Consider the following 23,074-nt stretch of genomic DNA (forward strand, 5'->3'; position numbering starts at 1 on the left):
GATGCCGAATTATGGCGAAGTTTAAACAAATGATATTGGCAGGTTGCTTTATGGCAGCTGGGCACACAGCTTCAGCTGATGTGTTAGAGGCAACTGTATTTAGAGCTCTGCAGGACAACCCGGATATGGCGGTGGCGATTCAACAGTATTACGCCAGCCGAGAAGATGTCGATATCGCCACCGGTAATTTTTTGCCCTCTATCGATGTTATTGCTGACACTGGCAAAGAAGATATTACCCGCGACCCCAACAGCGGCGCTGAAATTGAAACGGACCTCGACCGTACCAGCGCCCGTTTACAACTATCGTTGCCGCTGTTTAAGGGCTTTGCCAATCAGTCAGAACATCAGCGGGCCAGTAAGGATATGGAGGCCAGCTACTACCAAAGCTTGGCCGAGGCAGAGTCAATCACGCTACAAATATCGCAGGCTTACATCGGTGTTATCAGCGCCAAAGAAATCGTTGTGTTGTCGTTAGAGAACCTCGAACACCACGAGAAGACCTACGAACTTGTGCATGCCAGACAGCAGCAAGGGGTGGCCGACAAGGCGGATTTATCGCAGATTCGCGGCCGTATGGCTCGGGCTAAGGCCAACCTGGCCAACGCGCGTAATAATCTGCGCGATGCTGAAACCAGCTATCAACAGATTGTCGGAGAGATGCCGGTACAGCTGGTACGCCCGCAGTCTGATAGCTCGTATATCCCAGACAGCAATCAACGCTTGCTTGATTTGGCGATGGCAAACAACCAGTCGCTGTTGGCCAGTCGCCTGTCGGTAGAGGCCTCAGAGGCTAATTCGAAGGGGCAGAACTCACATTACTATCCGCAGTTCGATCTTGTGGCCGACACCAGCTGGAAAGAGGACGTTGCCGGCTTCGAGGGTAATGAGGAAGAGTGGCGGGTGATGCTGGAAATGAATTGGAACCTGTATTCTGGTGGCAGTAAGTCTTCAGCCCACCAGAAAGCTGTCTATCTAGAACAGGCAGCAAGAATGCGCAGTAATAAAGTGGTTAGGGAGGTAAAAGCCAATGTTGACTCTTCGTGGAGTGCCTATAAATCGTTAGAGCAAGAGCTGATTTACCTGCAGGAATACGTTACCGAGAGCAAGGAAACTGAAAAACTGTATGCGGCACAATTTAAGGCCGGAAGACGAACACTGCTCGACTTACTAGACTCGCAAAATGAACTGTTTCAAGCGCGTAAGGCCTACGTATCCGCTGATTATCAATACCTGTATGCCCAGTATCGAGTGATCGCCAGCATGAGCTATATTCTTGATGCGTTAAATGTCAATGTGATGGAGGGGCTGCACAATGAAGATGCATAGCCAAGGGCTGACAGCAGCCACAATACTATTGTTAATCACTGCCTGTAGTGCCACGGCGCCTGACGATCAACGAATGGATCGCTTTGGCAGCGGCCTGCCTGAGGGGGATGTTGAGCAGCTGACTGCAGAGTATGAAGCCGATTCACTGGTGCTCAAAGACAACGGCATTGGCGACAAAGACGGTGATGCCATTATTGATAAACGCGATGCTTGTGATGAGGTGACTGAGGCCGATATTGCCAAGGATAATAGCGGTTGTAGCAAAACCCTCAGCGAGGTAAAAACGGTCGATCTTACCATTGAATTCGCCTCGGCCAGCACCACAGTCGATCGGCAATATTTTGAAGAACTAGGCCGTTTAGCTGAGCTTTACCAGACCAACCCCGGCCAGAAAATTTTGGTGGAGGGGCACACCGATGCCACCGGCTCACGACAACAGAACACGGTTTTGTCGATGGATAGAGCGAAGTCTGTCGCCGGTATCTTAATCAGTGATTATGGGGTGAACAGCGAGGACATCTTAGTCAGTGGCTTTGGCCCAGACAAACCCATCGCGACCAACAAAACCGCTGAGGGGCGACAGCAGAATCGCCGCATGGTGGCTCATCTGGTGTATGAAGACCGAGTGGTCAAACATCAGTGGAATATTTGGTCGGTAGAGTTGGGCGATAAACAGAGTGAAATTCAGCAGTATTACACCCTGCTCGAAGCAGAATAGAGGCACTGTTAGTGCTAACTTAAAACCCCGGTTAGGTTCACTTAACCGGGTTTTTTTTCGCGATGCGGTCGAGTAACTGTGGCCACTGTACATCCCAGCAACAGCCGTGGCCGTTGTCGGTTTCAACCATTCGATTATTGATCGGTTGTGCCGCCTGGTAGCTCTGCAGTGTGGCCAGTGGCATGATGTTATCCTCGCTGCCGTAGAAGTGCCATTGCGGGGCGGTAATAGCGGTGACTGAATCGATAGGGTTGAGAGAAGTGGTAAGCGGTGAGATGTTTTTGATCTCGGTCCACTGACGATGGTTGAGGTTGCCAGCGACGGTAATTAACAGGCTGACATCATCGCGCCGTGCCGCTAACAAACTGGCAATGGCGCCGCCACCGGAATAGCCGACCAACACAATATGCTGGGCCGAATAATCACCTTTTAGCTGCTCGATGCCATCATCCATCGCCGCCACGACGGTTTCATTGAAGCGCCCCTGCAACCAATATTGCTTATCGCAGCCGGTGGATAGGGCGGCGCTGTATTGGCAGGGCCGGCCCAGATAAACCCGTTGATGCTGTTGATCTGCCATGGCCAGTTTAAGCCCCATGGCGGTGCTCGGCGTTGGGTCATCCGATGGCCTGCTGCGGCTGAGCCAGGCCAGGCCATCTCCCTCGATATACACCCACAGCGTATCACTGGTGATTTGCTGCTGTGGTGCCAGTGTGGTGAGGGCAAACATGCCGCTATCGATCGTCTTCGCCCGCCAACCCCGTTGCTCGGCCGCATCGATGATGTTTTTGCCTCTGTCGGCGCCGCTGGGTAGTGGCTGGCAGCCTCCGAGGGAGATTAAAACAAACAAGAGTGCGGCGCTGTAGTAACGCGATCTATTCATGGTTATTGGCTAATAATCGCTGTAATACCCAGTCGCTGAAACCAGTTGTCGTTGTCGGAAACAGGCTCGCCACCGGCGTTATTGTAATTGACGGTCAGTTCCTCATCCTTGGCGATATCACGGGCGGCAACATAGACCATTGCCTGCTGTTCGGTATCGGCGTGGTAGCGAATATTGGCCGGGTTATTGTGGTTATATAGGCTGCCATAGCCGTAGACTAAGGCAGAACCCGGCTCTTTACCGTCGGTCAGTGCCTGCCAGTGGTAGACCACATGTTGCAAACGCGGCGGTAATTTTTTAAACGGTTTCTCAATCACCAATACCGGGGCACATTCGATCAGCTCACCCTGTTGGAAGTTTTTGGCGGCAAAAACGCCGCGGCCTTTGCCATCATCGGTTTCTTTGATATAGGCTGAAGGCGGCGAGATTACGGTGTCAGTCATTGAAAAGTCCGCTTGAAATTGAGCGTTTACCTTAGCAGAGAACACCGGTTTATCGAAGCGGTGCAAGTCAAACCAGTACGTAGCAGTAAATAGCAATAAAGTGACAGCCGCTGGCGATTACCGTGGCGATATGAAAGATAGCGTGGTTGTACGGAATTTTTTTAATGCTGTAGAGGACGGCGCCGAGGGTGTAAATAATGCCGCCGGTTAACAGCCAAAACATGCCATCAGCGGCAAACGATTCGATTAATGGGGTATAGGCAAAAATAATTAACCAGCCCATGAACACATACATCGCCGTTGATAAAATCTTAAAACGGCCGGTGTAAAATAATTTTAAGGTAATCCCTACCGCCGCCATCGACCAGCTGACGGCAAACAGTGTCCAGCCAACGGGCCCAGCCAGTGTCACCAGGGTGAATGGCGTATAGGTGCCGGCAATCAGCAGGTAAATAGCTGCGTGATCAAACACCTTTAGCCGCAGCCTGCGATTAGGCTTGACCGCACTGTGATAGCAGCTTGAGGCGATGTACAGGCAGGTCATACAGCTGCCGTAAATAGCAGCGCTGATCAGCGGCAGCCAGCCCTCTAACGGAGCGGCACGAATGATTAAGGCGATCAAGGCGATGGCCGAAAGGACTGCAGCAATCTTATGGCTGAGTATATTGAGTCGTTCTTCCCGCGCTGAATAGGCGGCTAATTCTGTCGTTATGTTCATGGCGTTAACATAGCAGCTTGCCGCGGGCGCGACCACTACAATTGCAGTGTCTTGATACGGCTAGCAATATGTTACCTTATAGAAAACATCGGCAAGGGAGTGATAGCGACATGATGAGCAGCCAACAACGATTATTCAGCCGTTATGCCAAAGATATTAAGCCCGGTAAGCTCGAGTGGATCGGGTTGCGGCCGGCCCATTATCAGCCCATGCAGGTGCAGCAACAGGCACAGGCTTTACAGGGTTTAGGTTTGGAGGGTGATCATCGAAGCGGAAAAACGCCAGGTTCTGGCCGCCAAATCACGTTGATCTCACAGGAATACATCCGTCAAATAGCCCACTTCACCGGCCGCCAAACCGTCGCCCCAGAGCTACTGCGCCGCAACTTGGTGATCAGCGGCATCAACCTCACCGCGCTGCGTTATCAGCGTTTTCAAATAGGCACGGCGGTATTTGAAGCCACGGCACTGTGTCATCCCTGTTCACGAATGGATAAGGCATTAGGGCAGGGCGGCTTAGTCGCGATGTTAGGGCACGGCGGCCTCTGCGCCAAAATCATCACCAGCGGCACGATAACCGTCGGCGATGTAGTGACAGTGATGACGCCGCAGGGGGAATTGTTTTAGCGCTTGGCTGATGCGCCTATATCTGTCTGGCGGCATAAAATAGCTAATAAAATGAATAACATAATGCCCTTGTTTTGGGGTGGTCTAGGCATTGATTGGGCTCTGCCGGTGGGGTAGTATCGCAATAATATCTGCAATCACTGCCCATTTTATTGCTCAAGGATGACGCTATGAATCAATCTGCCCTACAGTCACATCGTGTAAATAATAATTTATTAATCTCGCCTAACGAGAAGCCAAAATTCCTAGAGCTACAAAAGCTATCCGAACAAGGGAACTACTGGGCAACCAATATTGTTAGAGAGATACGGCAGCTTGCCGCAGGAAAAACCAATCATGATAGCGTTTATCTCGACGTGAATGACCATAACAATGCACGCGATTTTGTTTTAAAGCTGCCCGGTTGTGAGGTAATTGCAACTCAAGAACTAGCGGGCAATTACATCGTGACTTCGATGAACGTAGATTTTTCGTATGTGAGCAGTCAAACCGAAAACACTAAGCCTGCAGTACATTGGGCGCAGAAACGTAAAGATTCTTGGATGGCATCGCCTAAGAAAGATGGTAGTTTGAAACGACAGTCGAAGGATGAGGAGAACTGGATATTGGCGGGAGTTTCGGATCAATATAGTGATGCAGAGTTTTCAGCCAAGGTCACTGCCGAGCATATAAAGGCCAGTCCCTTTAGTGATAACGGGAAAATTGATACCTATGGATATAACTTATTTTATAGCCCTGGCAGTGGCAGCTTTGCAGGGTTGAAGAATTTAAAAACTCAGCTCGATGCTGAAAATTCTGCGGAGATACGCGAGTCAGCCCAATTATTGGCGGGTGTGATGGAAAAAGCCCATAAGGATTATAAACGCAATCAAAGTAAAACAAGCCATAAGGTCGCTTGGGTGACGCAGCGAGGTGGTTCGGCGGTGATGACCCAAGCGCTCAGAATATTATCTGATAAATCGGTAAATCTCGAGGGCAGTCAAAAAGTATTCCTGAGTCACCCAACAAGTAGAACCGATAGATTATACAAACTGAGCCGGGATGTCGGCATGGCCAAGGACACGACGAATCTATCCAGTCATAATGCATTAAATGGAAGCCAACTATTAGCCAGCCTCAGTAATATAAAAACAACCGGGATGCGTGCAAGAACAGAGCGAGAAACAGGTGGCTATCAATGGCAGCATGAGGGGCGTGATCATTTGTCGAGTTTTAATGGAGGCAAGGCAGTCGGCAAAGCTGTAGGTGGTGTTTTCACTGCCGTTGCCGCATCGGGTGGAATGGCTGCAGTAGCCGGTGCTATAGCAGGTATAGCATGCTCAAATATCCCCGGTGTGCAAGAGTTTCCAAATATGAAAAGCGCTTTCGACCACTACGTCGCTAAGGTATAACTATGTTAAACCCATTCCGCTGGAAATTTAGGTCACTGGAAGAGCCCTGCACTCCAACCGGGCCCAATGTAAATAATGCAAAGCCATTTTTTATGGACTTAAGTGGTAATCGATTCTCTATTAGCTTACCCGCCCCAACCAGCGCCAAGTACGTGGATCAATTACGGCCGCATACGAAGTATAATATTAATCAGCAGTCGGATTACCACTCTGAGTACAGTCGGCCTGATGATCCGAGGCTGCCTATTTTGGCTTTTTCATGGGGATATTATGGCCCACTGTTTACAGGCTTGGTTGCAGAGCTGAACTGTGTTGCTGCCATTATATCAGTTAAGCCGAGATGTGAAGGTTTCACTTTGTTTCGATCTGCTCATTTAGAGTCTTATATCGAATCTGATCTTCGGCATGTATTTTCGAATGAAGATGAGATCAATTTTGGTCGTGCACGAACAATAGCACCGGTTAATTGGGCTGTTGTTACGGCAAATGAGACGATCGGAGTGCAGTATGAGGAGCACTCTGTCCCAGGCGATGCGGGAGTACGCCGTTCTCGAATTGTTACACTGCCAATATCAGAGGAAAGGTACTTGGAGTTAACTTTTCATTATCACCCTCAGGCCTACTTAAAAGATCTCAACGAATCCAACGCGCTGATCAACCCAGCCCCCATGGACGCCCTGGTCGATTCAATCATTGATAGCATCGATATTGAGCTCTCCGAGCAATCCAAGCAAGAGCGTCAGCAGGTACTGGATCAATACCCCGATGAGAAGCTGAGTGAATACCGAGCCCCTTTTAAGTTCACCACCGAAGCGCAAGACAAAGAGTGGGCGGACCATCAAAAAGAGCAGGTGCGATTAGCCAAGATCTTCGCTAATTAAGTTAGCCCAATTAATAAAGGCGGCCACAGGTCGCCTTTTTTGTGCCCGTTCGTTTTAAATACCGTTGCCCACTCCCTCATGTGAGTGGTGATAACGCGAGCCAAAAGCGGGTAAAATATGCTGATTGGCACCAAATGGCTAATGTTGCCGCCAATGTCACTCTATAGTCTTTGCCATCAGTAAAGACTGCGTTTAGCCGTTGTACGAGCAAGCGCATACAGCCCGATTGGCGGAGGATGATATGAGCGACAGCAAGGCGGTGATGAAGCGATGAAGGCAGAACCGTTGGCGGTGGGATTGATAGATTCGTTGTTAATCGAACCCTTGGCAAGCTACCCGTTATTGCTCTTGGTAATGGCGGCGGTGGTGGTCACGTTGTTAGTGTGGTGGTTTGATGGCAGCCAGGAGCGCAGTGAGCAAAAACAACTGTTAAAGCAGATACAACAACAGCAACAGCAATTGAATCAACTGAATCAGCAGGCCAGTGAACAGCAGCAAGAGCTGGATCAGCTAATCGCCATAATGCAGCGCCGCTTCTCTCGGCTGAATCACCGAGATTATCAGTTGATCAGCGGTAACCGCTTGGAGGCCGTAACCGAACCTGGGCTGGAGCATTATCCCGTGCTTAACGCACTGACAGCGGATGTGGGCGCTGGCGCAACAGTGGTTGAAGGGGATGGCGAGGGTGAGCGTGCTGACATTAATCATGGCCGGTTAGCGGATCAGGCGGCGGAGCTAGAGCACCTAAAAACACTCTACCGTGTTGAGCTACCCAAGGCCAAGCAACGGCTGCGCCAAAGCCGTGGTGACATCACCGCACTGCAATGCACCATCGCCGCCTTGGAGGCAAGGCATGCAGGTATCGATGGCAGGGCGGCTAAGCGCTAACGAAATAACTAAGTGTTACGCTGTCGGTTATCTCGTCAGTGATGTTGAGTCACCACGCAAGGTTATGAAAAGGCAGGTAAATTGGTAGTCAGCCATGGCTGAATAGGTCAGAATTTGATAAGGTGTTGAGTGACTTAAAAAAGGATGCAGAGTTGAGTACGGATTACTACCAGCAAAACGCCGCCACGCTGAACCAGCAATACCACGGGATGGCTGCGGAGCAGGTACACGCTAATTGGCTGCATAAGCTACCGGCAAAGCCGGGCAGGGCGCTGGATATCGGCGCCGGCAACGGCCGCGATGCCGCCTGGCTGGCCAAACAAGGCTGGCAGGTAACCGCCATAGAGCCCAGCAGCGCCTTGGCTGAATACGGTCGTCAGCATTGTCAGGGGCTCGGTGTCGACTGGCGCAGCGATCACTTGCCGGCGCTGACCAGCCTCGATCAAACCACGCAACCCTATGATCTCATCCTCGCCTCCGCCGTGTGGATGCATCTTACCCCTAACGAACAAACTCAGGCCTTACAGCGATTACAACAGCTGCTGACGCCGCAGGGCATGATCGTTATCAGCTGGCGTAACCAGGCCGATGACACCGCCCGCCAGTTTTACCCTGTCGATGTTGCGCAGTTTGGCGATGCTGAGCTGTTGGCATCAAACGATCAGGGTGGACGCAACGGGGTGGAGTGGCGGTGTGTGGTGGTGACAAATAAGGGTAACCCATGACGGCCATTTATCAGCAACTATCCAGCTTAAAAGTCGATCGTTCCAGTGGTCACCCCAAGCCTCATAAGGTGTGTTTATTGCTGGCGGTTATTGAATTGATCGAGTGCGGCAGTATTGCCGCTAACCGAATTGTTTTAAATACAGAGTTAGAAGAAGCATTCTCGCGCCACTTTTCCAAGCTCAAAAAGGGCAATGATAAAGACGATATCAGCAAGCCATTTTACCACCTGCAGACCGAAGGTTTTTGGCATTTCCATTATCTGCCTGGCGGCGAACACTGTTTGCAGCAAGCCAAGGCGCCTAGTAAAGCCAAGCTAAAGCAGGCGATAGCCTACGTAAGCTTGGAGCAATCCTTATTCGATGCACTGGTGTCACAGGACGCCCGGGCGCGCTGCAAAGAAGCTTTGTTTGCCAATTTAGAAGATTTATCCGAACAGTATTATCGTTGGATGATAGCCACAGGGCGCAGCGAGAAAACAGCGAATAATTATCTTGGGGCGATTCGCGGCAGTATCAGCAAATGGGTCAGTGCAGAGGGCATTACCGAGCAAAACTTGATAGCCATCACCGGTTACTCAAGCTTCACCGGTATCGCAGAGAAAATCGCCGAATATAAGGTATTCCAGTGCTCTGATAAGCGCGGCAAAGGTATGTATTCGGCGGCGCTGAATAGCTACCGTGACTTCCTTCTCGATACCGGCCAAGCTCATATCAAAGAAGACATCGCTGAGATAATCGGCAACGATAAGCTCACGACGACTGAGAAAACCCAGTGGGTAAGCACAAGAATTGGCCAGGGTAAATATCGAGAAAAGCTGATCAACCACTGGGGCGGCTGTGCCGTCACTGGTTATAAATCCACCAGCTTATTAATAGCCTCCCACATCAAACCCTGGCGTGCAGCAGATGATCAAGAGCGTCTCAGTGAGTACAACGGTTTACTGTTATTACCTAATCTAGATAAAGCCTTCGATTTGGGCTATATCAGCTTCAACGACAAGGGTAGAATAAGCCTATCCGAGCAATTAGAGACGCCAGCCATCTTAGGCGTTGATCAAGATATGTGCATTACCCTGGTAAAACAGCACCAGGATTTTCTGGCCTATCACCGCGAACATATATTTAGGCAGTAACTATGACCGTTGAAAAACTCACACTATCCGAGTTAGAGCAATACCTATCCAAAGCAGCCTGGATTCTTAAAGGTCCGGTAGACGCCTCAGACTTCAAGGTTTACATCTTTCCGTTACTGTTCTTCAAACGTATTTCAGATGTATACGACGAAGAGTATCAAACCGCATTAGAAGAATCTGACGGTGATACAGAGTACGCAGCTATGCCTGAAATGCATCGCTTCGAAATACCAGAAGACTGTCACTGGAAGGATGTACGAGAAACTACCACTAATGTGGGGCAAGCGATAGAAAAAGCGTTACGTGGCATAGAACAAGCAAACCAAGAGTATCTCTATGGCATATTTGGTGATGCTCAATGGAGCAACAAAAACAAACTATCAGATAAGTTACTGATAGACCTGATAGAGCATTTCTCCCAATACACGCTAGGCCGTGAGAACGCTAACCCCGATATGCTGGGTAATGCCTATGAATATCTGATAAAACACTTTGCTGATCTAACCAATAAAAAAGCGGGTGAATTTTATACACCACGTTCTGTTGTGCATTTATTAGGCTTGATACTCGATCCTCATGAAGGCGAAACCATCTACGACCCTGCCTGCGGAACCGGAGGTATGTTGCTGGAGTGTGTTGATCACTTAAGACACAACAATGAAGATTACCGAACGTTAAAGCTCTTTGGTCAGGAGAAGAACCTAACCTCCAGTTCCATCGCCAGAATGAATATGTTCCTGCATGGCATTGAAGATTTTAATGTATTGCGAGGTGATACCTTACGCCAACCAGGCTTCTTCGAGGCCGATGGTTTACAAACCTTCGATTGCGTTATCGCTAACCCACCATTCTCCTTAAAAGACTGGGGTGCAGAAAATTGGGCTAATGATCCATTTGGCAGAAACATTGCTGGTGTACCACCTAAAGGCAATGGCGATATGGCTTGGGTGCAACACATGGTGAAATCCATGAATAGCACCGGTCGTATGACTGTAGTGCTGCCGCATGGCGCATTATTCCGTAAAGGTGCTGAAGGTAAAATCCGTAAAGAGCTACTTGAGCAAGATATGTTAGAAGCCGTAATTGGTCTAGGCCCTAATGTGTTCTACGGCACCCAACTAGCCGCCTGTGTCATGGTCTTCAAGAAAAATAAAGAAGAAGAGAAAAAAGGCAAAGTATTATTTATTGATGCTTCCGATCAAATCCGTGTAGGTAGAGCGCAAAACCATCTTGAGCCAGAACACGTACAGCGAATACACGAATGGGTACAAGGCTACGCCGATGTAGAAAACTACGTAAAAGTCGCCACTATGGATGATTTAGAGGAAAACGATTTCAATCTCAATATCCCTCTCTACGTAGAGAAAATTATCGAAGACAATCTACCTAGCGTTGAAGAAGCCATGGCTGATCTAAAGCTGGCTTGGCAAGAAAGCTTAGAGGCTGAAGAAAAATTTAAAAGTGTTTTGAAAAGGTTTCTGTAAATGAATAAACACTTAAACATCTTTAAAACTTATGCCAAAGGCAATCGCAGTTATCAACTAGAGAATGATTTAACTAGAGCCTTGGCTATATGCTTACAAGAAGATGCTCTATTTTTTCATGAAGTATTGAAAACGATTATTGATGATGTGGGTTTATACAATCAGTTATTTGAAGATCTTGATGGTGAAACAGATATTCAAATAGAGATACAAAAGCAAACCAGCAAAATTGAGGAGTTTGACAAGGTCTTTGCTGTGTCATTAAGTGAGAGCTTAATGTCTGAATTCTGGCAACAAACGCATAACTCAGAATATGACCCAATCTGTGATTTAGTCATAACCATAAACGATATATTGATCGTTATTGAAGCCAAAAGAGACAATATTGATTGTACAGCGCAGCTGTATAACCAAATCCTTAATATTTTTAATAATCAGAACAAAAGCATTGATGACTATAAAGAAGCCATAACTCCATTTGACTTAAACTGGAGGAGACTCATGGCTATTACTGTAAAAGTTGCGAGCTTTGAAAAAACGACAGGCAACAGCAACAGATTTCTAACTGATTTTATTCAATTAGTTAAAGGCCATAACTTCAGCTGGCTGCCTGAAACACCAATAGGTTCATTAAAAAACATTAGCCGCAATGCGATTTATCGAAGAGTTGAATCTGCACTTACTGAGTTTTGTAACAACAATGCAGACATAGAAAAATTACCCTACAGAGATAGATTAGGAACCACCTTCTCAAAAGGTTGGGCAAATGAGCTTCTATTTAAAATAGACGCTGACTCTGGCGATTTGGTGATAGAAATATACCCCGGGAATACTAAAGGCCAGGGCTATCATATCTTCTATAAAGAGCCTCAATTTAATGAATCATTAAACATTAATGATGATCTTTACACTACAAGAAAGTGTTATCACATAAAAATCATGGGCCAATCTTACATTACAGGCCTATGGCTAACCGACGATGATTTCAGTGAGTCTCTTTATACCAAGAAAAATTTCAATAAACACACAGGCAGAGTAAAAAGAGCCAATTGGGGAGAGGTTGAAAGCTTATTAGATCAACACATAAGCTCTGATTGGAAAAGCCAGTGTAAATGGCAAGATAAAATCATTAACTCCAATCGTTCACAGTTTAATATTTCTTTTGGTTACCAAATTTCATTTCGAATCCCTTTCCAAAAGCTGAGACTGCTAGATGTAAATCATAACGATATTACGCCCCTAGCGAATTTGATTGAAAGTATTTACAACGCTTTTGAAGAAAACCTAATTAAAGAAGCCGCATAATGAAACACCAAGAATTAGACCAAAAATCCCTAGAGAAATATCTCTGGGGTGCGGCTACTGCCTTACGCGGCACCATCGATGCCGGTGACTACAAACAGTACATATTCCCGTTACTGTTCTTCAAACGCATCTCAGATGTTTACGATGAAGAGTTTGAAAATGCCCTAGCCGAATCTGATGGCGATATGGAATATGCGGCATTCGCTGAAAACCATCACTTTCAAATACCCGATGGTGCGCATTGGAAGGATGTTCGTGAAACAACGGTAAATATTGGCCTAGCACTGCAAAACGCCATGCGTGCTATAGAGCAAGCAAACCCTGATACTTTGCACGGTATTTTTGGTGATGCTAGTTGGACCAATAAAGATCGCCTATCCGATGCTATGCTCACCAACCTGATCGAGCATTATTCACAGCAACAATTGAATCTCAGTAACGTGCCCGATGACAAACTCGGTAACGCCTACGAATACCTGATTAAAGAGTTTGCAGATGATAGCGGCCATACCGCTGCGGAGTTTTATACCAACCGTACAGTGGTCAAGTTGATGACCATGATTATGGACCCACAACCGGGTGAGTCAGTTTACGATCCTACCTGTGGTTCAGGTGGTCTGCTATTGAACTGTGCCCTGCATTTAAAAGACGAAGGCAAAGAATACCGTACGCTGAAACTCTACGGCCAAGAGATTAATCTGCTCACCTCAGCCATTGCCCGTATGAATATGTTTATGCACGGTATTGAAGAGTTCGATATTGTGCGTGGTGATACGCTGGCTAATCCAGGCTTGTTAGAAAATGATGAGTTGAAGAAGTTTAATGTGATTCTGGCTAACCCTCCGTACTCAATTAAATCATGGGATAGAAAAGCCTTTGAAAATGATCCGTATGGTCGCAACCTTTGGGGCATACCTCCACAAGGGTGTGCGGATTATGCCTTTCAGCAACATATTCAAAAGAGTTTGGATTTAGGTAATGGCCGTTCTATATCACTTTGGCCTCACGGTATTTTATTCCGAGATGCCGAAACGGATATGCGACGTAAAATGATCGAGGATGACCAAGTTGAATGTGTGATCGGTCTAGGTCCCAACCTTTTTTATAACTCGCCAATGGAAGCGTGTTTGTTGATTACCAAAACCAACAAAGAGAAAAGCAAACAAGGTAAGGTGCTTATTATCAATGCCGTTAAAGAAGTGCGCCAAGACAAGAATATTGCTTACCTAGAAAACAGTCATATCGATCGCATTTACAACGCTTACACTGCATATCAAGATGAAGATGATTTCTGTAAGGTTGTAAGTATCGAAGATGTACTTACTCATAACGCAAGCCTCAATATGGCGTTGTATGTGAGTAATGTTGATAGCTCAAAAGAAGAGATCAGTTTGAGTGATGCTTTAGATAATTGGGGCGAATCTTCCGCTCAGTTAATTTCTAACATGAATCAATTATTTAAGGAGCTAGGTTAAGCATGGCTGTAGATAATATTGATCTAAATAACTTAGATAAGTCCGATTGGAAAACCTATCGTTTTGATGAGATTGCTCAGAATATTTCTGAGCGTATTGATCCTAATAATACAGATTTAGAAGTCTATATTGGCCTTGAACATATTGATTCAGAGTCACTGCATATCAAACGTTTTGGTTCACCTGATGATGTGAATGGACAAAAGTTGAAGTTTTATAAAGGGGATATAATATTTGGACGCCGCAGGGCTTACCAGCGTAAAGCAGGTATAGCTACATGCGATGGCTTTTGCTCTGCTCATTCATTGGTGCTTAGAGCCAACTCTGAAGTTATTGATCCTGAGTTATTTCCTTTCTTTCTTCATTCTGACCTTTTTATGAATAGAGCAGTAGATATTTCAGTTGGGTCTCTTTCTCCAACAATAAATTGGGGAACACTTAAGCATCAAGAATTTTTAGTTCCTCCAAAAGGCATTCAATTAAAGCTATCAAAACTTCTTTGGAAGGCAAATGAAACGGTCGAAAGCGAGGTGCAGGTAGAAAATAGGCTTGAGATACTGCGTAAAGCTTATATGAAAAAGTTTCGAACGCCTTCTTCAGATTGGAAAAAATATAAAATCAAAGACTTAATGAGCTTTAATTATGGAAAGGCATTAAAGGAGTCTGATAGAGTTGAAGGAGAATATCCTGTAGTTAGCTCTTCCGGTATACAGGGAATGCATAACTCTAGTTTTGTTAATGGTCCTGGAATTGTAGTTGGACGAAAAGGAAATGTTGGAGAAACAACTTGGGTAGATAAAGATTTCTGGCCTATTGATACAGCTTATTATATTGAGCAAAAGGAAGGCTTTAAAAACCTACCATTGAGGCTAATCTTCTTTCTTCTTCAGTCCACGGATTTCAAAAAGTTCTCCATAGCTACAGCGGTTCCTGGACTGAATCGTGATGATGCTTTAGCAATGAATGTGTATGTTCCTAATGACACTATAATTCCTACGATATTAAAAGATATTGATCTTATTGATTGTCAAATAACGTCAGTGAAAAAAAAATTACAGAGCTCAAAAATTTTACATAAAACTATAATGAATCAGGTATTTTAAGGATGAGTTTTACCGAATTAAATAGTGTAGAGCATTACATCATCAATCAATTGACGGGGGTAAATCTCAATATTGGACATGTCGCTGAAGCTCCTATACAGCCTTGTGGTGCTGAATGGCAGTTTCAATCGCCTGAGCAGCTTGGCCGTGGTGTTAATGAGGTGTTGGTTGAATCACAGGTGAAAGAGGCTTTGTTACGCCTTAATCCTGAGATACAAGCTAAGCCTGAACTGGCTGATGAGGTCATCTACAAGCTACGCGCTATTTTAATTTCGGTGAATCAAATTGGCTTGGTAAAAGCCAATGAAGAATTCTTTTTATGGTTGACGGGTGAAAAGACCATGCCCTTTGGCGAGAATAATCGCCATGTACCTGTACGCTTAATTGATTTTGAAAATCTTACTAACAATCAATATGTGATCACCAATCAATACCGTATTCATCATCGAGAAACCAAAATTCCTGATATTGTCATGATGATTAATGGTATTCCTGTGGTGGTGGGTGAAGCCAAAACGCCGATACGCTCCTCGATCAGTTGGTTAGATGGTGCGCATGAAGTCCACAATATTTATGAAAATGCTGTACCGCAGCTATTTGTGCCGAATATTTTGTCGTTTGCTACCGAAGGTAAAGAGCTGTTTTATGGGGCGATTCGCTGCCCATTAGAGTTTTGGGCACCTTGGCGCTTGGAGAATGATGACAACCAAGTGGCTAAAAGCCTTGGCCTGGGTGAAGTGGGTAAAGAACTAAAAGATTTACTTAAGCCTGCTCGCTTGCTGGATATCATGTGTAACTTCTCCTTATTCACCAGTAATAAGAAAAAACAGCGGATGAAGGTGATACCGCGTTTTCAGCAGTATGAAGGTGCTAATAAAATTGTTGAGCGTGTGATTGAGGGTAAGGTTAAAAAAGGCCTTATTTGGCATTTCCAAGGCTCGGGTAAATCGTTATTGATGGTGTTTGCTGCACAAAAGTTGCGTCGTGAAGCAGCATTGAAAAGTCCAACGGTTATTGTGCTAGTTGATAGAACTGATCTAGATACACAAATTACCGGTACATTTAATGCCGCTGATGTGGCCAATGTAGAAAGTACAGAGAGCATTAAAGATTTACAGAAAATGCTGGAGCGGGATACCCGCAAAATTATTATCTCAATGATTCATAAATTCCGTGATGCCAAGCCGGATATGAATACTCGCGATAATATCATTGTGTTAGTGGATGAGGCTCACCGTACGCAAGAAGGTGATTTAGGGCGTCAGATGCGTGCAGCTTTGCCTAATGCATTTTTGTTTGGTTTAACGGGTACGCCTGTCAATAAGGCTGATAAGAATACCTTCTGGGCCTTTGGCGCTGAAGAAGATCAAGGTGGCTATATGAGCCGCTATACCTTCCATGACTCTATTCGTGATGAGGCAACGCTGCCTTTGCATTTTGAGCCGCGCTTGGTGGATGTGCATGTTGATAAAGAAGCGCTTGATAAAGCCTTTGCTGAATTTAAAGAAAGTGCAGCACTTACCGATGAAGAAGCTGATGCGCTAAATCAGAAGTCGGCCAAGATGGCTGCCTTCTTAAAAGCGCCTGAGCGTGTGGCTAAAATTGCAGAAGATATCGCTGTGCATTTTATGGAGAAAGTTGATCCTCAAGGCTTTAAAGCCATGATTGTGACACCTGATCGACATGCCTGTGTGCAGTACAAAGAAGCCTTAGATGAGCACTTCCCAGAATCAGCCAGCAAGGTTGTTATTTCGACAACGGCCAATGATGACTTCGACTTCAAACAAAAATGGGGTGTTGATAAAAGCCAGCAAGAGAAGATTGTTGATGAATTCAACGATGCGACTTCAGAGCTTAAATTCATCATCGTTACCGCTAAGCTATTAACCGGCTTTGATGCACCAATATGCCAGACCATGTATCTGGATAAATCGATTAAAGACCATACCTTGTTGCAGGCTATTTGTAGAACTAACCGCTTATACCCAAATAAAACCTTTGGCTGCATTGTTGATTATTTTGGTGTGTTTGATGATGCCGCCAAGGCATTAGAGTTTGATGAAGAGAGTGTACAGCAGGTGATTACTAATCTAGCTGAGCTACGTGAAAAATTACCTCAAGCCATGCGTGATGCCTTGGCACACTTTGCTGGTGTAGACAGAAGCTTAGAGGGTTTTGAAGGCTTAGAGGCAGCCCAGAACGCCATTAATGATGATAAGAAGAAAGATGCTTTTGCCGCTGATTTCAAATTCTTAGCAAAACTGTGGGAGTCCTTATCACCTGATAATATGCTGGATATCTATAACGAAGATTATAAATGGCTGGCTCAAGTGTATGAGTCAGTAAAGCCTGCTTCGGATAATATCGGCAAGCTGTTATGGATGACCTTAGGCGCACAAACCACGCAATTGATTCACGATAATGTGCATGTGGGTGGCCTGCATGTGTTGGATGAGTTTGTGATGGATGCGGATGTTATTGAGGATATCTTTAATAACCCCAACCCTAGTAAAACCAAGCAACTTGAAAAAGCATTGATAGAGCGTTTCAAAAAGGCGGGTGATTTACCGGCTTTTAAATCACTCAGCGAGCGATTAGAAGCTTTAAGAGATAAAGCTGAGAAAGGTTTAATAGCCTCCATCGATTTTGTTAAAGAGCTTTGTAAAATTGCTAAAGAAACGGTTCAGGCTGAGAAGGATTTAGAAGCCGCAGTTCAAGAAAAATCGCCTAAGGCTGCGTTAACAGAGTTATTTTTAGAGTTGAAGACTGATCAAACGCCTGCTGTTGTTGAGCGTATTGTTGAAGACATAGATGCTATTGTGCGGGTCGTTCGTTTTCCTGGCTGGCAAGATACGAGTGGTGGTGAACGTGAAGTGCAGAAGTCACTACGTAAGGCATTGATGAAGTATAAGCTGCATAAAGACCAAGTTCTGTTTGATCAGGCGTATGCGTATATCAAAGAATATTATTGATAACCCACACATACGATAGAAATAATAATGAAGCTTATATCCGATTTAGCAAATTCCTTGCAAGGGAATGCTCAAGCCAAACTAAGTGACCCCTTTATAGGGGCATATTTTACGAGTTTTATATGCTGGAACTGGAGCGACTTCCTGTTGCTGTTTTTTGGTGGTGAACCCTTCGATCAGCGTGTTTCAAATACTATGGCAGCTTTTTCTCATGCTGGGCCGCAGGCTTATTCTTCATTTCTGGTCCCGTTGTTGTTTACCTTGCTCTATGTATTTGTATTCCCTTGGGTTTCTATTTTTATTTCGCGCCTTACTTCTAAGGCGGTAATAGCAAAGCATGCGGCTGCTGTTGATATTGAGCTGGAGCAGGCAGAGAAACAAAAGGCCTTAAACGCCGAGAAGCTATTGGCCAACCCCGATAAGGAGTTCCTCTCCAAGCACGTAGATATCCTTCTCGGCAACGAGAAGGCAAATGCTGAAAAACTGACGGCTGAGGCGGAAGCACAGAAAGATGCTGCGCGGGAAGCGAAAGCACGGGCTGATAAGGGTGAGCTGGATAGGAAGTCCGCGGAGAAGAAGTTAGAAGAGTCTAATGCGAAGGCGGAGCGGGAAAAGGCCGGCTTAGCGCAGGCGAGAAGAATCCATAATGCCTCTGCGCAAATGAATGCCTATATTGGTTCATACTCCATTTTAGAGTCCATATCGCGTGAATTGGCCGATTCGGGTGTGGCTATACCTATTGCCACTCTAGGGGATGTTGTCGCTGCTGTTTTTGGCTATGAAAGTTATCTCGATTTACTGAACGACAAATCATTTACTAATGCCACCTTAAGCAAGGTTAAGTATCTTGTTAGGGATGACGAGGTGATTGCCGATGCAATCGGGGGTATTACATTGCCAGAAGGTTTTGACCATAAAGATACTACCGGCTACCTGCATGACGCTTTATATGGCGTTTTTGAAGATATGCCCTTTGAGTTTATTACAGAGGAATATTTAGCCCAAGCAATCTTCGATGAGGTTGAACCAGATTCATATAGATTTACTGAGTCAGAAGCCGTTAGTAGCGCGCAGGCTAATACAGATACGATTCTAGAAGGGGCTTACATAGAGCCTATGAGCTCTTATTGGGACGACGATAATTTTATAGTTAGTATGAACGGTCAAGCCAGTGGCCACCATCGTAAGGAAGAAGGTATAGAGGGGCAGAGTGTCGACTTTGTTGTGCAGGTAGTTGCAAAGCCCATGCTAGGAAGTCACTGTTTCAATGAGTATGAGGTGAAAGTCACCAGTGCCAGTGTCCATTATGATGAGCCAGAGCCAGAGCCAGAGCCAGAGCCAGAGCCAGAGCCAGAGCCAGAAAGCAGAGAATATGAATTTAAACCGAATATTTGAGTGGTATATGCCGGTCAGTAAAGAGCATCCCGTGCAGTATTTGAGCTCAGAGTAAGAAACTGATAAATCAGTGGGGCAATGGCACCGACAAGGCGGCAGAGGCACTTTGCAAGAGTTGGCCCGATCTTGAGGCTAGTATCAATACTGCAGGGTAGTTAATTCTGCCCTGTTTGCGCCTCATGCTTCAAACACTCCAACAACCTCTTAGTCACCACCCATTTCTCTTGCTGGCACTTACTTTTTGCTGTGTCAGTAGATAAGGCTAACTGCTGCCCATTGATCATCAACTGGGCGCTGGCGGTGATGGCATCGGTTATTCGCTCGGTGGCAAAGTGGCGGTACTCGATAGGGTCAATCACATACACCTTATTACCGCAGCGCAGCTTGTGATCGCCAAAGCCGCCGCCGCGTTTGTTTTTGGCAGGCATCACTGGTTGATCTTTATCGGTGACATCGCAGCCGTAGTAGGAGAAACCATCGTTGGCGAGGTCTTGCGCATACTCACCCTCGCTTGGCCAGAGTAGACTCCATCGTTGTTTGGCTGTGTCCTGTTGAGAGGAGGAGTGCTGGTAGGGGCCTTGGTAACTATCGGCGACGTAGTAGTGTTTGATCGGGCTATTGATCGCTGCTTTTGTATCCTCTTTGAGCTTGCTGAGTATTTGCGCTGGCTTCAGTTCTTTACTGCTTTTAAGTGTGTCGCACACGTCTTTTTTTGTCACTTCATCGAGGTAAACCACTCCGGCCGTTGGTTGCGCTGTGTCATCACCGGCCCATTGTGCATAGCCCATGATGGGGATCTGTTGGCTGTCGAGGTTAAAGCTGTACCACTCGTCGAAGTTATCCCTATTCATCAACCGTGACGGATGAAAAATCGGTACCACATGGGCGGGTACGGCCATGTCTTGTACAAAGTGCAGCATCGCACCGATGGCGGGGGCGCGATCGATGCCTGTGTTTTGTAAGGCGATCTGTTGGCTGAGGTAGCTATACCACAGGCTAAAATCGGGTAGCACGGCCATGCTCTTATAAATGTCGTCACGGTGGCGCAGCTTGGGTGAGGTGTTATTGCCTGTAGCTCGATCGAAATGCCACATCAGCCGTTTCTTAAGCAGCTTATCCTGGGCGAGGTTGTAGTCGACATAGGTCTGGACCAGTTTTTCATCGAGTGGACTACCCTGGCATTGTTCGATCAGTGCGGCGGCACTGCGGGTGATCAGTTCGTGATTGGGCACGGAGTAGGGCAGGCATTGGGTGCTCATTAGCATCGCTGCGCCGCATAGGGTGGTAGTTAGCCACTGTTTGAGGGGGAACATCCTGTTTTTACTCTTATTTTTAGATGCTGATAGTGTCCGGCGATAGGGGCTGTTTGTCAAACCTTGGGGCGATGTAGGTATCGCGTGGCGACTGGCGATACCAGCCCAGAGCCATCTTCAGCAGGGAGGCTGAAGCTGAGCCTACAGGGAGGTATTGACGGCGTGCTCTGGGATGGTGTCGGTGGCGGGTTTATGGATAGGGGGTCAGGCTGTGGCGCTCCGCAGCGCCGCTCCGTTAGCCACAGCCCGCTCCTGTCGCTGCGCTTTTTGAAGTCACGGGCAATGGCTAACTGCGTGGCTTGAAGGTTTGGGTTTTCAGAAAGGTGGAGTGTTTTATGTTTTTAGTCATAACTAACTGAATTGCTTATTATTACACTCTGTTTTAATCTTCATGCAGAGTAACGGTTTAGATGGTTACTACACTCGAATTGTTTATTAACTCTACGTCAAAGGATGGACGTTATGGATAGTAATAATGGAGATTTTCGCCAGCGCTTTAGCAACACTAACTTAAGTGCGGATCAGGTGAGTAATAATGGTTACAAACTCTTTCTATCAAAAGAGGCGCAGCAGGTTATAGATGGTGCAGGCTCATACGAAAGCGCTCGGATTAATCAAAAACTGCAGTCATTAATCGCCATGCCACGTCCTGAATCAGCGGGTAAACGTATAGGCGGTGCCGATGGCTATCGGATGGCAGTGGGGTATTACCGCTTCGATTATGTTGTTTTTAGCGGCGAGATCACAGTCACTAACGCTAGTTTTGACCAGACTGATGCAGATACAGCGAAAAGGGAGAAGCCGGGGCTCTATCGCATTAGGAAGTCTAGGGATGGATGGGGCCCAGTTGCAGTTCGTGTCGAAGCGGTAGAGACATCCCATGCGGCTGTTAATGGCATGCAGAATGATTTGATAGCAGCAACGCGATTAATGCCCCTGCACATCGAGAGTGCCTTTGGTAAAAAGGTGAATACCTTTACGTTGTACCATAATCCATCGGTCGGCTTCTTTGGAGATTTGTGGGAGTCATCGAGGGATAAGTTGAGTATTACAACGCCACTCGCTAAACATTTGGCTGCTATTCTAGATGATACCCAAAAGAAGAAAAAAGAGGTTAAATGGGTGGTGCATAGCCAGGGCGGGGCTGTCTTCGTGCAGGCGGTCAATTATCATAATAAAACACGGGCCAAGCCACTGGATATGCATAAGGTGAAGTTCCATTCCGGGGCAAATAATGCCTTAATCAGTCAGCGTATATTAGATAAGGCCAGTGTTGAAAAGGTTGGCAAGGATAACAATCACCCCTATGACTTGGTGCCTAACGTCATAGGCATGAACACCATTAACCCTGTTAGAATTGTTGGATCGATAGTGGCTGCCCCGGCGTTATCATCCAGCGGCCCTTTAGCGCATCTTAAAAGCCCGCACACTCTCCCTAATAAAAGGGAAACTTGGAAGTTTTGGCAATGGAAAGATTAAGCGATGTGTTTCGGTATTATGGAATTACAGCATGGGTATTATTTATGACGATGTTTTTCAGTGTCTTCACACAGGCCAAGGGGCCTGATTTCGATAATATGACGCAGCACAAGCTTGATCTGTCTGGAACTGTCATCAACTACGAACTGCCGGGGCGTTTGGACAAGCGATTCCCGCTGAGGGGTGGGCAGACCAGGGTTAATATCTTTGATGTTGGCAGGTATGACGGCCTATTCTATGATTCTTTACTGCTGGAAAGAAATTGGACATATCGAGGTTTTTTCTGGCAAGGCTCTGGTAGCTACTATTGTATGAGCAGCCTTCGGATTCTCCTCACAAGGTTACCAGAGCCCTCAGCAGAGGGTGCTATTCTTCAGGTGGTAGAAGCTGCAGAAACGAAGGCAGTTGATGATACGTATCGCGAGCTGAATCTAGAGTTTGCTAAGACCTTCAATTATCAATTAGGTTTCTCGAAAGAAGACTTAAACGGCTTGCCAGTTTTGGTGGCAACTGAGATAGATGCTCGCACAAATGGTAAAGTGGTGAAGACTAGTTACCATATCCCCATTGGTGACAGTCATTATCTCAGTTTTCAATTCGATGCAGCGATGGTCAGCGATGCCAGTAGGGAAAAGTGGCTGGGTGAAGCCAAGCGAGATATGCGTCGGATAATGGAGTCAGTTGTTGTTAGTGATTAGTTGGCTCTAGGTTCTACATGCTTTAGTTTAAAGGCGGTCAACACATGTTCACCGCCAAACAATACATCCAATCCCCCATCCCCTGCGTACAGCATTACGACTTTATTGATTAAGCA

General features: G+C 46.3%; 20 protein-coding genes. 16 read left to right on the top strand and 4 right to left on the bottom strand.

The genetic code is table 11. The annotated features are described in order from the left end of the window. Positions 1–11: 11 nt before the first annotated feature. Together L9P87_RS00520 and L9P87_RS00525 are read left to right on the top strand one after the other, a co-directional pair. Positions 12–1,328 carry a TolC family outer membrane protein gene (locus tag L9P87_RS00520; RefSeq protein ID WP_237442721.1) on the top strand — a complete coding sequence of 439 codons (1,317 nt, stop codon included), beginning with the start codon at positions 12–14 and terminating at the stop codon, positions 1,326–1,328. Continuing rightward, a complete protein-coding gene (locus L9P87_RS00525) occupies positions 1,315–2,046 on the top strand; it encodes an OmpA family protein (protein ID WP_237442722.1) in 732 nt (243 codons plus the stop codon). The genes L9P87_RS00520 and L9P87_RS00525 overlap by 14 nt, the downstream gene beginning before the upstream one ends. Positions 2,047–2,083: 37 nt before the next feature. Here the strand turns inward: L9P87_RS00525 and L9P87_RS00530 are convergent, their stop codons facing one another. From L9P87_RS00530 to trhA, 3 genes are all read right to left on the bottom strand, one after another. Continuing rightward, positions 2,084–2,929, bottom strand: a complete 846-nt coding sequence (locus L9P87_RS00530) for an alpha/beta hydrolase (RefSeq protein ID WP_237442723.1) — start codon at positions 2,927–2,929, stop codon at positions 2,084–2,086. Between the two features lie 2 nt (positions 2,930–2,931). Then, the gene (locus L9P87_RS00535; protein ID WP_237442724.1) at positions 2,932–3,372 is read right to left on the bottom strand and encodes an SET domain-containing protein-lysine N-methyltransferase; all 441 of its coding nucleotides are present in this window, start codon (positions 3,370–3,372) and stop codon (positions 2,932–2,934) included. A 67-nt stretch (positions 3,373–3,439) separates the two neighbouring features. Then, positions 3,440–4,090 carry a PAQR family membrane homeostasis protein TrhA gene (trhA, locus tag L9P87_RS00540; RefSeq protein WP_237442725.1) on the bottom strand — a complete coding sequence of 217 codons (651 nt, stop codon included), beginning with the start codon at positions 4,088–4,090 and terminating at the stop codon, positions 3,440–3,442. Positions 4,091–4,203: 113 nt separating this feature from the next. Between trhA and L9P87_RS00545 the strand changes: the two genes are divergently transcribed. The 12 genes from L9P87_RS00545 (at position 4,204) to L9P87_RS00600 (ending at position 19,468) form a co-directional block, all read left to right on the top strand. Then, the gene (locus L9P87_RS00545; RefSeq protein ID WP_237444342.1) at positions 4,204–4,716 is read left to right on the top strand and encodes an MOSC domain-containing protein; all 513 of its coding nucleotides are present in this window, start codon (positions 4,204–4,206) and stop codon (positions 4,714–4,716) included. A 170-nt stretch (positions 4,717–4,886) separates the two neighbouring features. Continuing rightward, complete coding sequence (locus L9P87_RS00550; RefSeq protein WP_237442726.1) at positions 4,887–6,107, top strand: hypothetical protein; 1,221 nt, start codon at positions 4,887–4,889, stop codon at positions 6,105–6,107. A gap of 2 nt (positions 6,108–6,109) precedes the next feature. After that, positions 6,110–6,988, top strand: coding sequence for a hypothetical protein (locus tag L9P87_RS00555; RefSeq protein ID WP_237442727.1), 879 nt, complete (start codon positions 6,110–6,112; stop codon positions 6,986–6,988). A gap of 270 nt (positions 6,989–7,258) precedes the next feature. Continuing rightward, complete coding sequence (locus tag L9P87_RS00560; protein ID WP_237442728.1) at positions 7,259–7,876, top strand: hypothetical protein; 618 nt, start codon at positions 7,259–7,261, stop codon at positions 7,874–7,876. Between the two features lie 125 nt (positions 7,877–8,001). Next, positions 8,002–8,601 (top strand): class I SAM-dependent methyltransferase, encoded by a 600-nt coding sequence (locus L9P87_RS00565; RefSeq protein WP_237442729.1) that lies wholly within the window; start codon positions 8,002–8,004, stop codon positions 8,599–8,601. Continuing rightward, a complete protein-coding gene (locus tag L9P87_RS00570; RefSeq protein WP_237442730.1) occupies positions 8,598–9,734 on the top strand; it encodes an HNH endonuclease in 1,137 nt (378 codons plus the stop codon). Before L9P87_RS00565 ends, L9P87_RS00570 begins: the two co-directional genes overlap by 4 nt. A 2-nt stretch (positions 9,735–9,736) precedes the next feature. Beyond that, complete coding sequence (locus L9P87_RS00575) at positions 9,737–11,218, top strand: type I restriction-modification system subunit M (protein WP_237442731.1); 1,482 nt, start codon at positions 9,737–9,739, stop codon at positions 11,216–11,218. Beyond that, complete coding sequence (locus L9P87_RS00580; protein ID WP_237442732.1) at positions 11,219–12,523, top strand: hypothetical protein; 1,305 nt, start codon at positions 11,219–11,221, stop codon at positions 12,521–12,523. Then, a complete protein-coding gene (locus L9P87_RS00585; RefSeq protein WP_237442733.1) occupies positions 12,523–13,998 on the top strand; it encodes a type I restriction-modification system subunit M in 1,476 nt (491 codons plus the stop codon). Before L9P87_RS00580 ends, L9P87_RS00585 begins: the two co-directional genes overlap by 1 nt. Positions 13,999–14,000: 2 nt before the next feature. After that, on the top strand, positions 14,001–15,101 hold the full coding sequence (locus L9P87_RS00590) for a restriction endonuclease subunit S (protein ID WP_237442734.1): 1,101 nt from the start codon (positions 14,001–14,003) through the stop codon (positions 15,099–15,101). A gap of 2 nt (positions 15,102–15,103) precedes the next feature. Then, the gene (locus tag L9P87_RS00595; RefSeq protein ID WP_237442735.1) at positions 15,104–18,073 is read left to right on the top strand and encodes a type I restriction endonuclease subunit R; all 2,970 of its coding nucleotides are present in this window, start codon (positions 15,104–15,106) and stop codon (positions 18,071–18,073) included. Positions 18,074–18,100: 27 nt separating this feature from the next. Next, a complete protein-coding gene (locus tag L9P87_RS00600) occupies positions 18,101–19,468 on the top strand; it encodes a cell envelope integrity TolA family protein (protein ID WP_237442736.1) in 1,368 nt (455 codons plus the stop codon). A 155-nt stretch (positions 19,469–19,623) separates the two neighbouring features. On the opposite strand, the gene L9P87_RS00605 is transcribed toward L9P87_RS00600, so the two are convergent. Continuing rightward, positions 19,624–20,727: a hypothetical protein gene (locus L9P87_RS00605; protein ID WP_237442737.1), complete on the bottom strand. Its 1,104-nt coding sequence runs from the start codon at positions 20,725–20,727 to the stop codon at positions 19,624–19,626. A gap of 516 nt (positions 20,728–21,243) precedes the next feature. On the opposite strand from L9P87_RS00605, the gene L9P87_RS00610 reads away from it, so the two are divergent. Beyond that, complete coding sequence (locus L9P87_RS00610) at positions 21,244–22,260, top strand: type II toxin-antitoxin system RelE family toxin (protein ID WP_237442738.1); 1,017 nt, start codon at positions 21,244–21,246, stop codon at positions 22,258–22,260. Beyond that, the gene (locus tag L9P87_RS00615; protein ID WP_237442739.1) at positions 22,248–22,958 is read left to right on the top strand and encodes a hypothetical protein; all 711 of its coding nucleotides are present in this window, start codon (positions 22,248–22,250) and stop codon (positions 22,956–22,958) included. The genes L9P87_RS00610 and L9P87_RS00615 overlap by 13 nt, the downstream gene beginning before the upstream one ends. The last annotated feature ends 116 nt before the right edge of the window (positions 22,959–23,074 follow it).

This window comes from Sinobacterium norvegicum (genome assembly GCF_923077115.1).
GTDB lineage: Bacteria > Pseudomonadota > Gammaproteobacteria > Pseudomonadales > Sinobacteriaceae > Sinobacterium > Sinobacterium norvegicum.

Excerpts from the sequence above, each read along its gene's own strand:
- L9P87_RS00550 (WP_237442726.1), top strand. The coding sequence starts at position 4,887 with ATGAATCAATCTGCCCTACAGTCACATCGTGTAAATAATAATTTATTA.
- L9P87_RS00575 (WP_237442731.1), top strand. The coding sequence starts at position 9,737 with ATGACCGTTGAAAAACTCACACTATCCGAGTTAGAGCAATACCTATCC.
- L9P87_RS00555 (WP_237442727.1), top strand. The coding sequence starts at position 6,110 with ATGTTAAACCCATTCCGCTGGAAATTTAGGTCACTGGAAGAGCCCTGC.
- L9P87_RS00535 (WP_237442724.1), bottom strand. The coding sequence starts at position 3,372 with ATGACTGACACCGTAATCTCGCCGCCTTCAGCCTATATCAAAGAAACC.
- L9P87_RS00585 (WP_237442733.1), top strand. The coding sequence starts at position 12,523 with ATGAAACACCAAGAATTAGACCAAAAATCCCTAGAGAAATATCTCTGG.
- L9P87_RS00595 (WP_237442735.1), top strand. The coding sequence starts at position 15,104 with ATGAGTTTTACCGAATTAAATAGTGTAGAGCATTACATCATCAATCAA.
- L9P87_RS00615 (WP_237442739.1), top strand. The coding sequence starts at position 22,248 with ATGGAAAGATTAAGCGATGTGTTTCGGTATTATGGAATTACAGCATGG.
- L9P87_RS00525 (WP_237442722.1), top strand. The coding sequence starts at position 1,315 with ATGAAGATGCATAGCCAAGGGCTGACAGCAGCCACAATACTATTGTTA.
- L9P87_RS00520 (WP_237442721.1), top strand. The coding sequence starts at position 12 with ATGGCGAAGTTTAAACAAATGATATTGGCAGGTTGCTTTATGGCAGCT.
- L9P87_RS00560 (WP_237442728.1), top strand. The coding sequence starts at position 7,259 with ATGAAGGCAGAACCGTTGGCGGTGGGATTGATAGATTCGTTGTTAATC.
- L9P87_RS00600 (WP_237442736.1), top strand. The coding sequence starts at position 18,101 with ATGAAGCTTATATCCGATTTAGCAAATTCCTTGCAAGGGAATGCTCAA.
- L9P87_RS00570 (WP_237442730.1), top strand. The coding sequence starts at position 8,598 with ATGACGGCCATTTATCAGCAACTATCCAGCTTAAAAGTCGATCGTTCC.
- L9P87_RS00580 (WP_237442732.1), top strand. The coding sequence starts at position 11,219 with ATGAATAAACACTTAAACATCTTTAAAACTTATGCCAAAGGCAATCGC.
- L9P87_RS00610 (WP_237442738.1), top strand. The coding sequence starts at position 21,244 with ATGGATAGTAATAATGGAGATTTTCGCCAGCGCTTTAGCAACACTAAC.
- trhA (WP_237442725.1), bottom strand. The coding sequence starts at position 4,090 with ATGAACATAACGACAGAATTAGCCGCCTATTCAGCGCGGGAAGAACGA.
- L9P87_RS00530 (WP_237442723.1), bottom strand. The coding sequence starts at position 2,929 with ATGAATAGATCGCGTTACTACAGCGCCGCACTCTTGTTTGTTTTAATC.
- L9P87_RS00590 (WP_237442734.1), top strand. The coding sequence starts at position 14,001 with ATGGCTGTAGATAATATTGATCTAAATAACTTAGATAAGTCCGATTGG.
- L9P87_RS00605 (WP_237442737.1), bottom strand. The coding sequence starts at position 20,727 with ATGAGCACCCAATGCCTGCCCTACTCCGTGCCCAATCACGAACTGATC.
- L9P87_RS00545 (WP_237444342.1), top strand. The coding sequence starts at position 4,204 with ATGAGCAGCCAACAACGATTATTCAGCCGTTATGCCAAAGATATTAAG.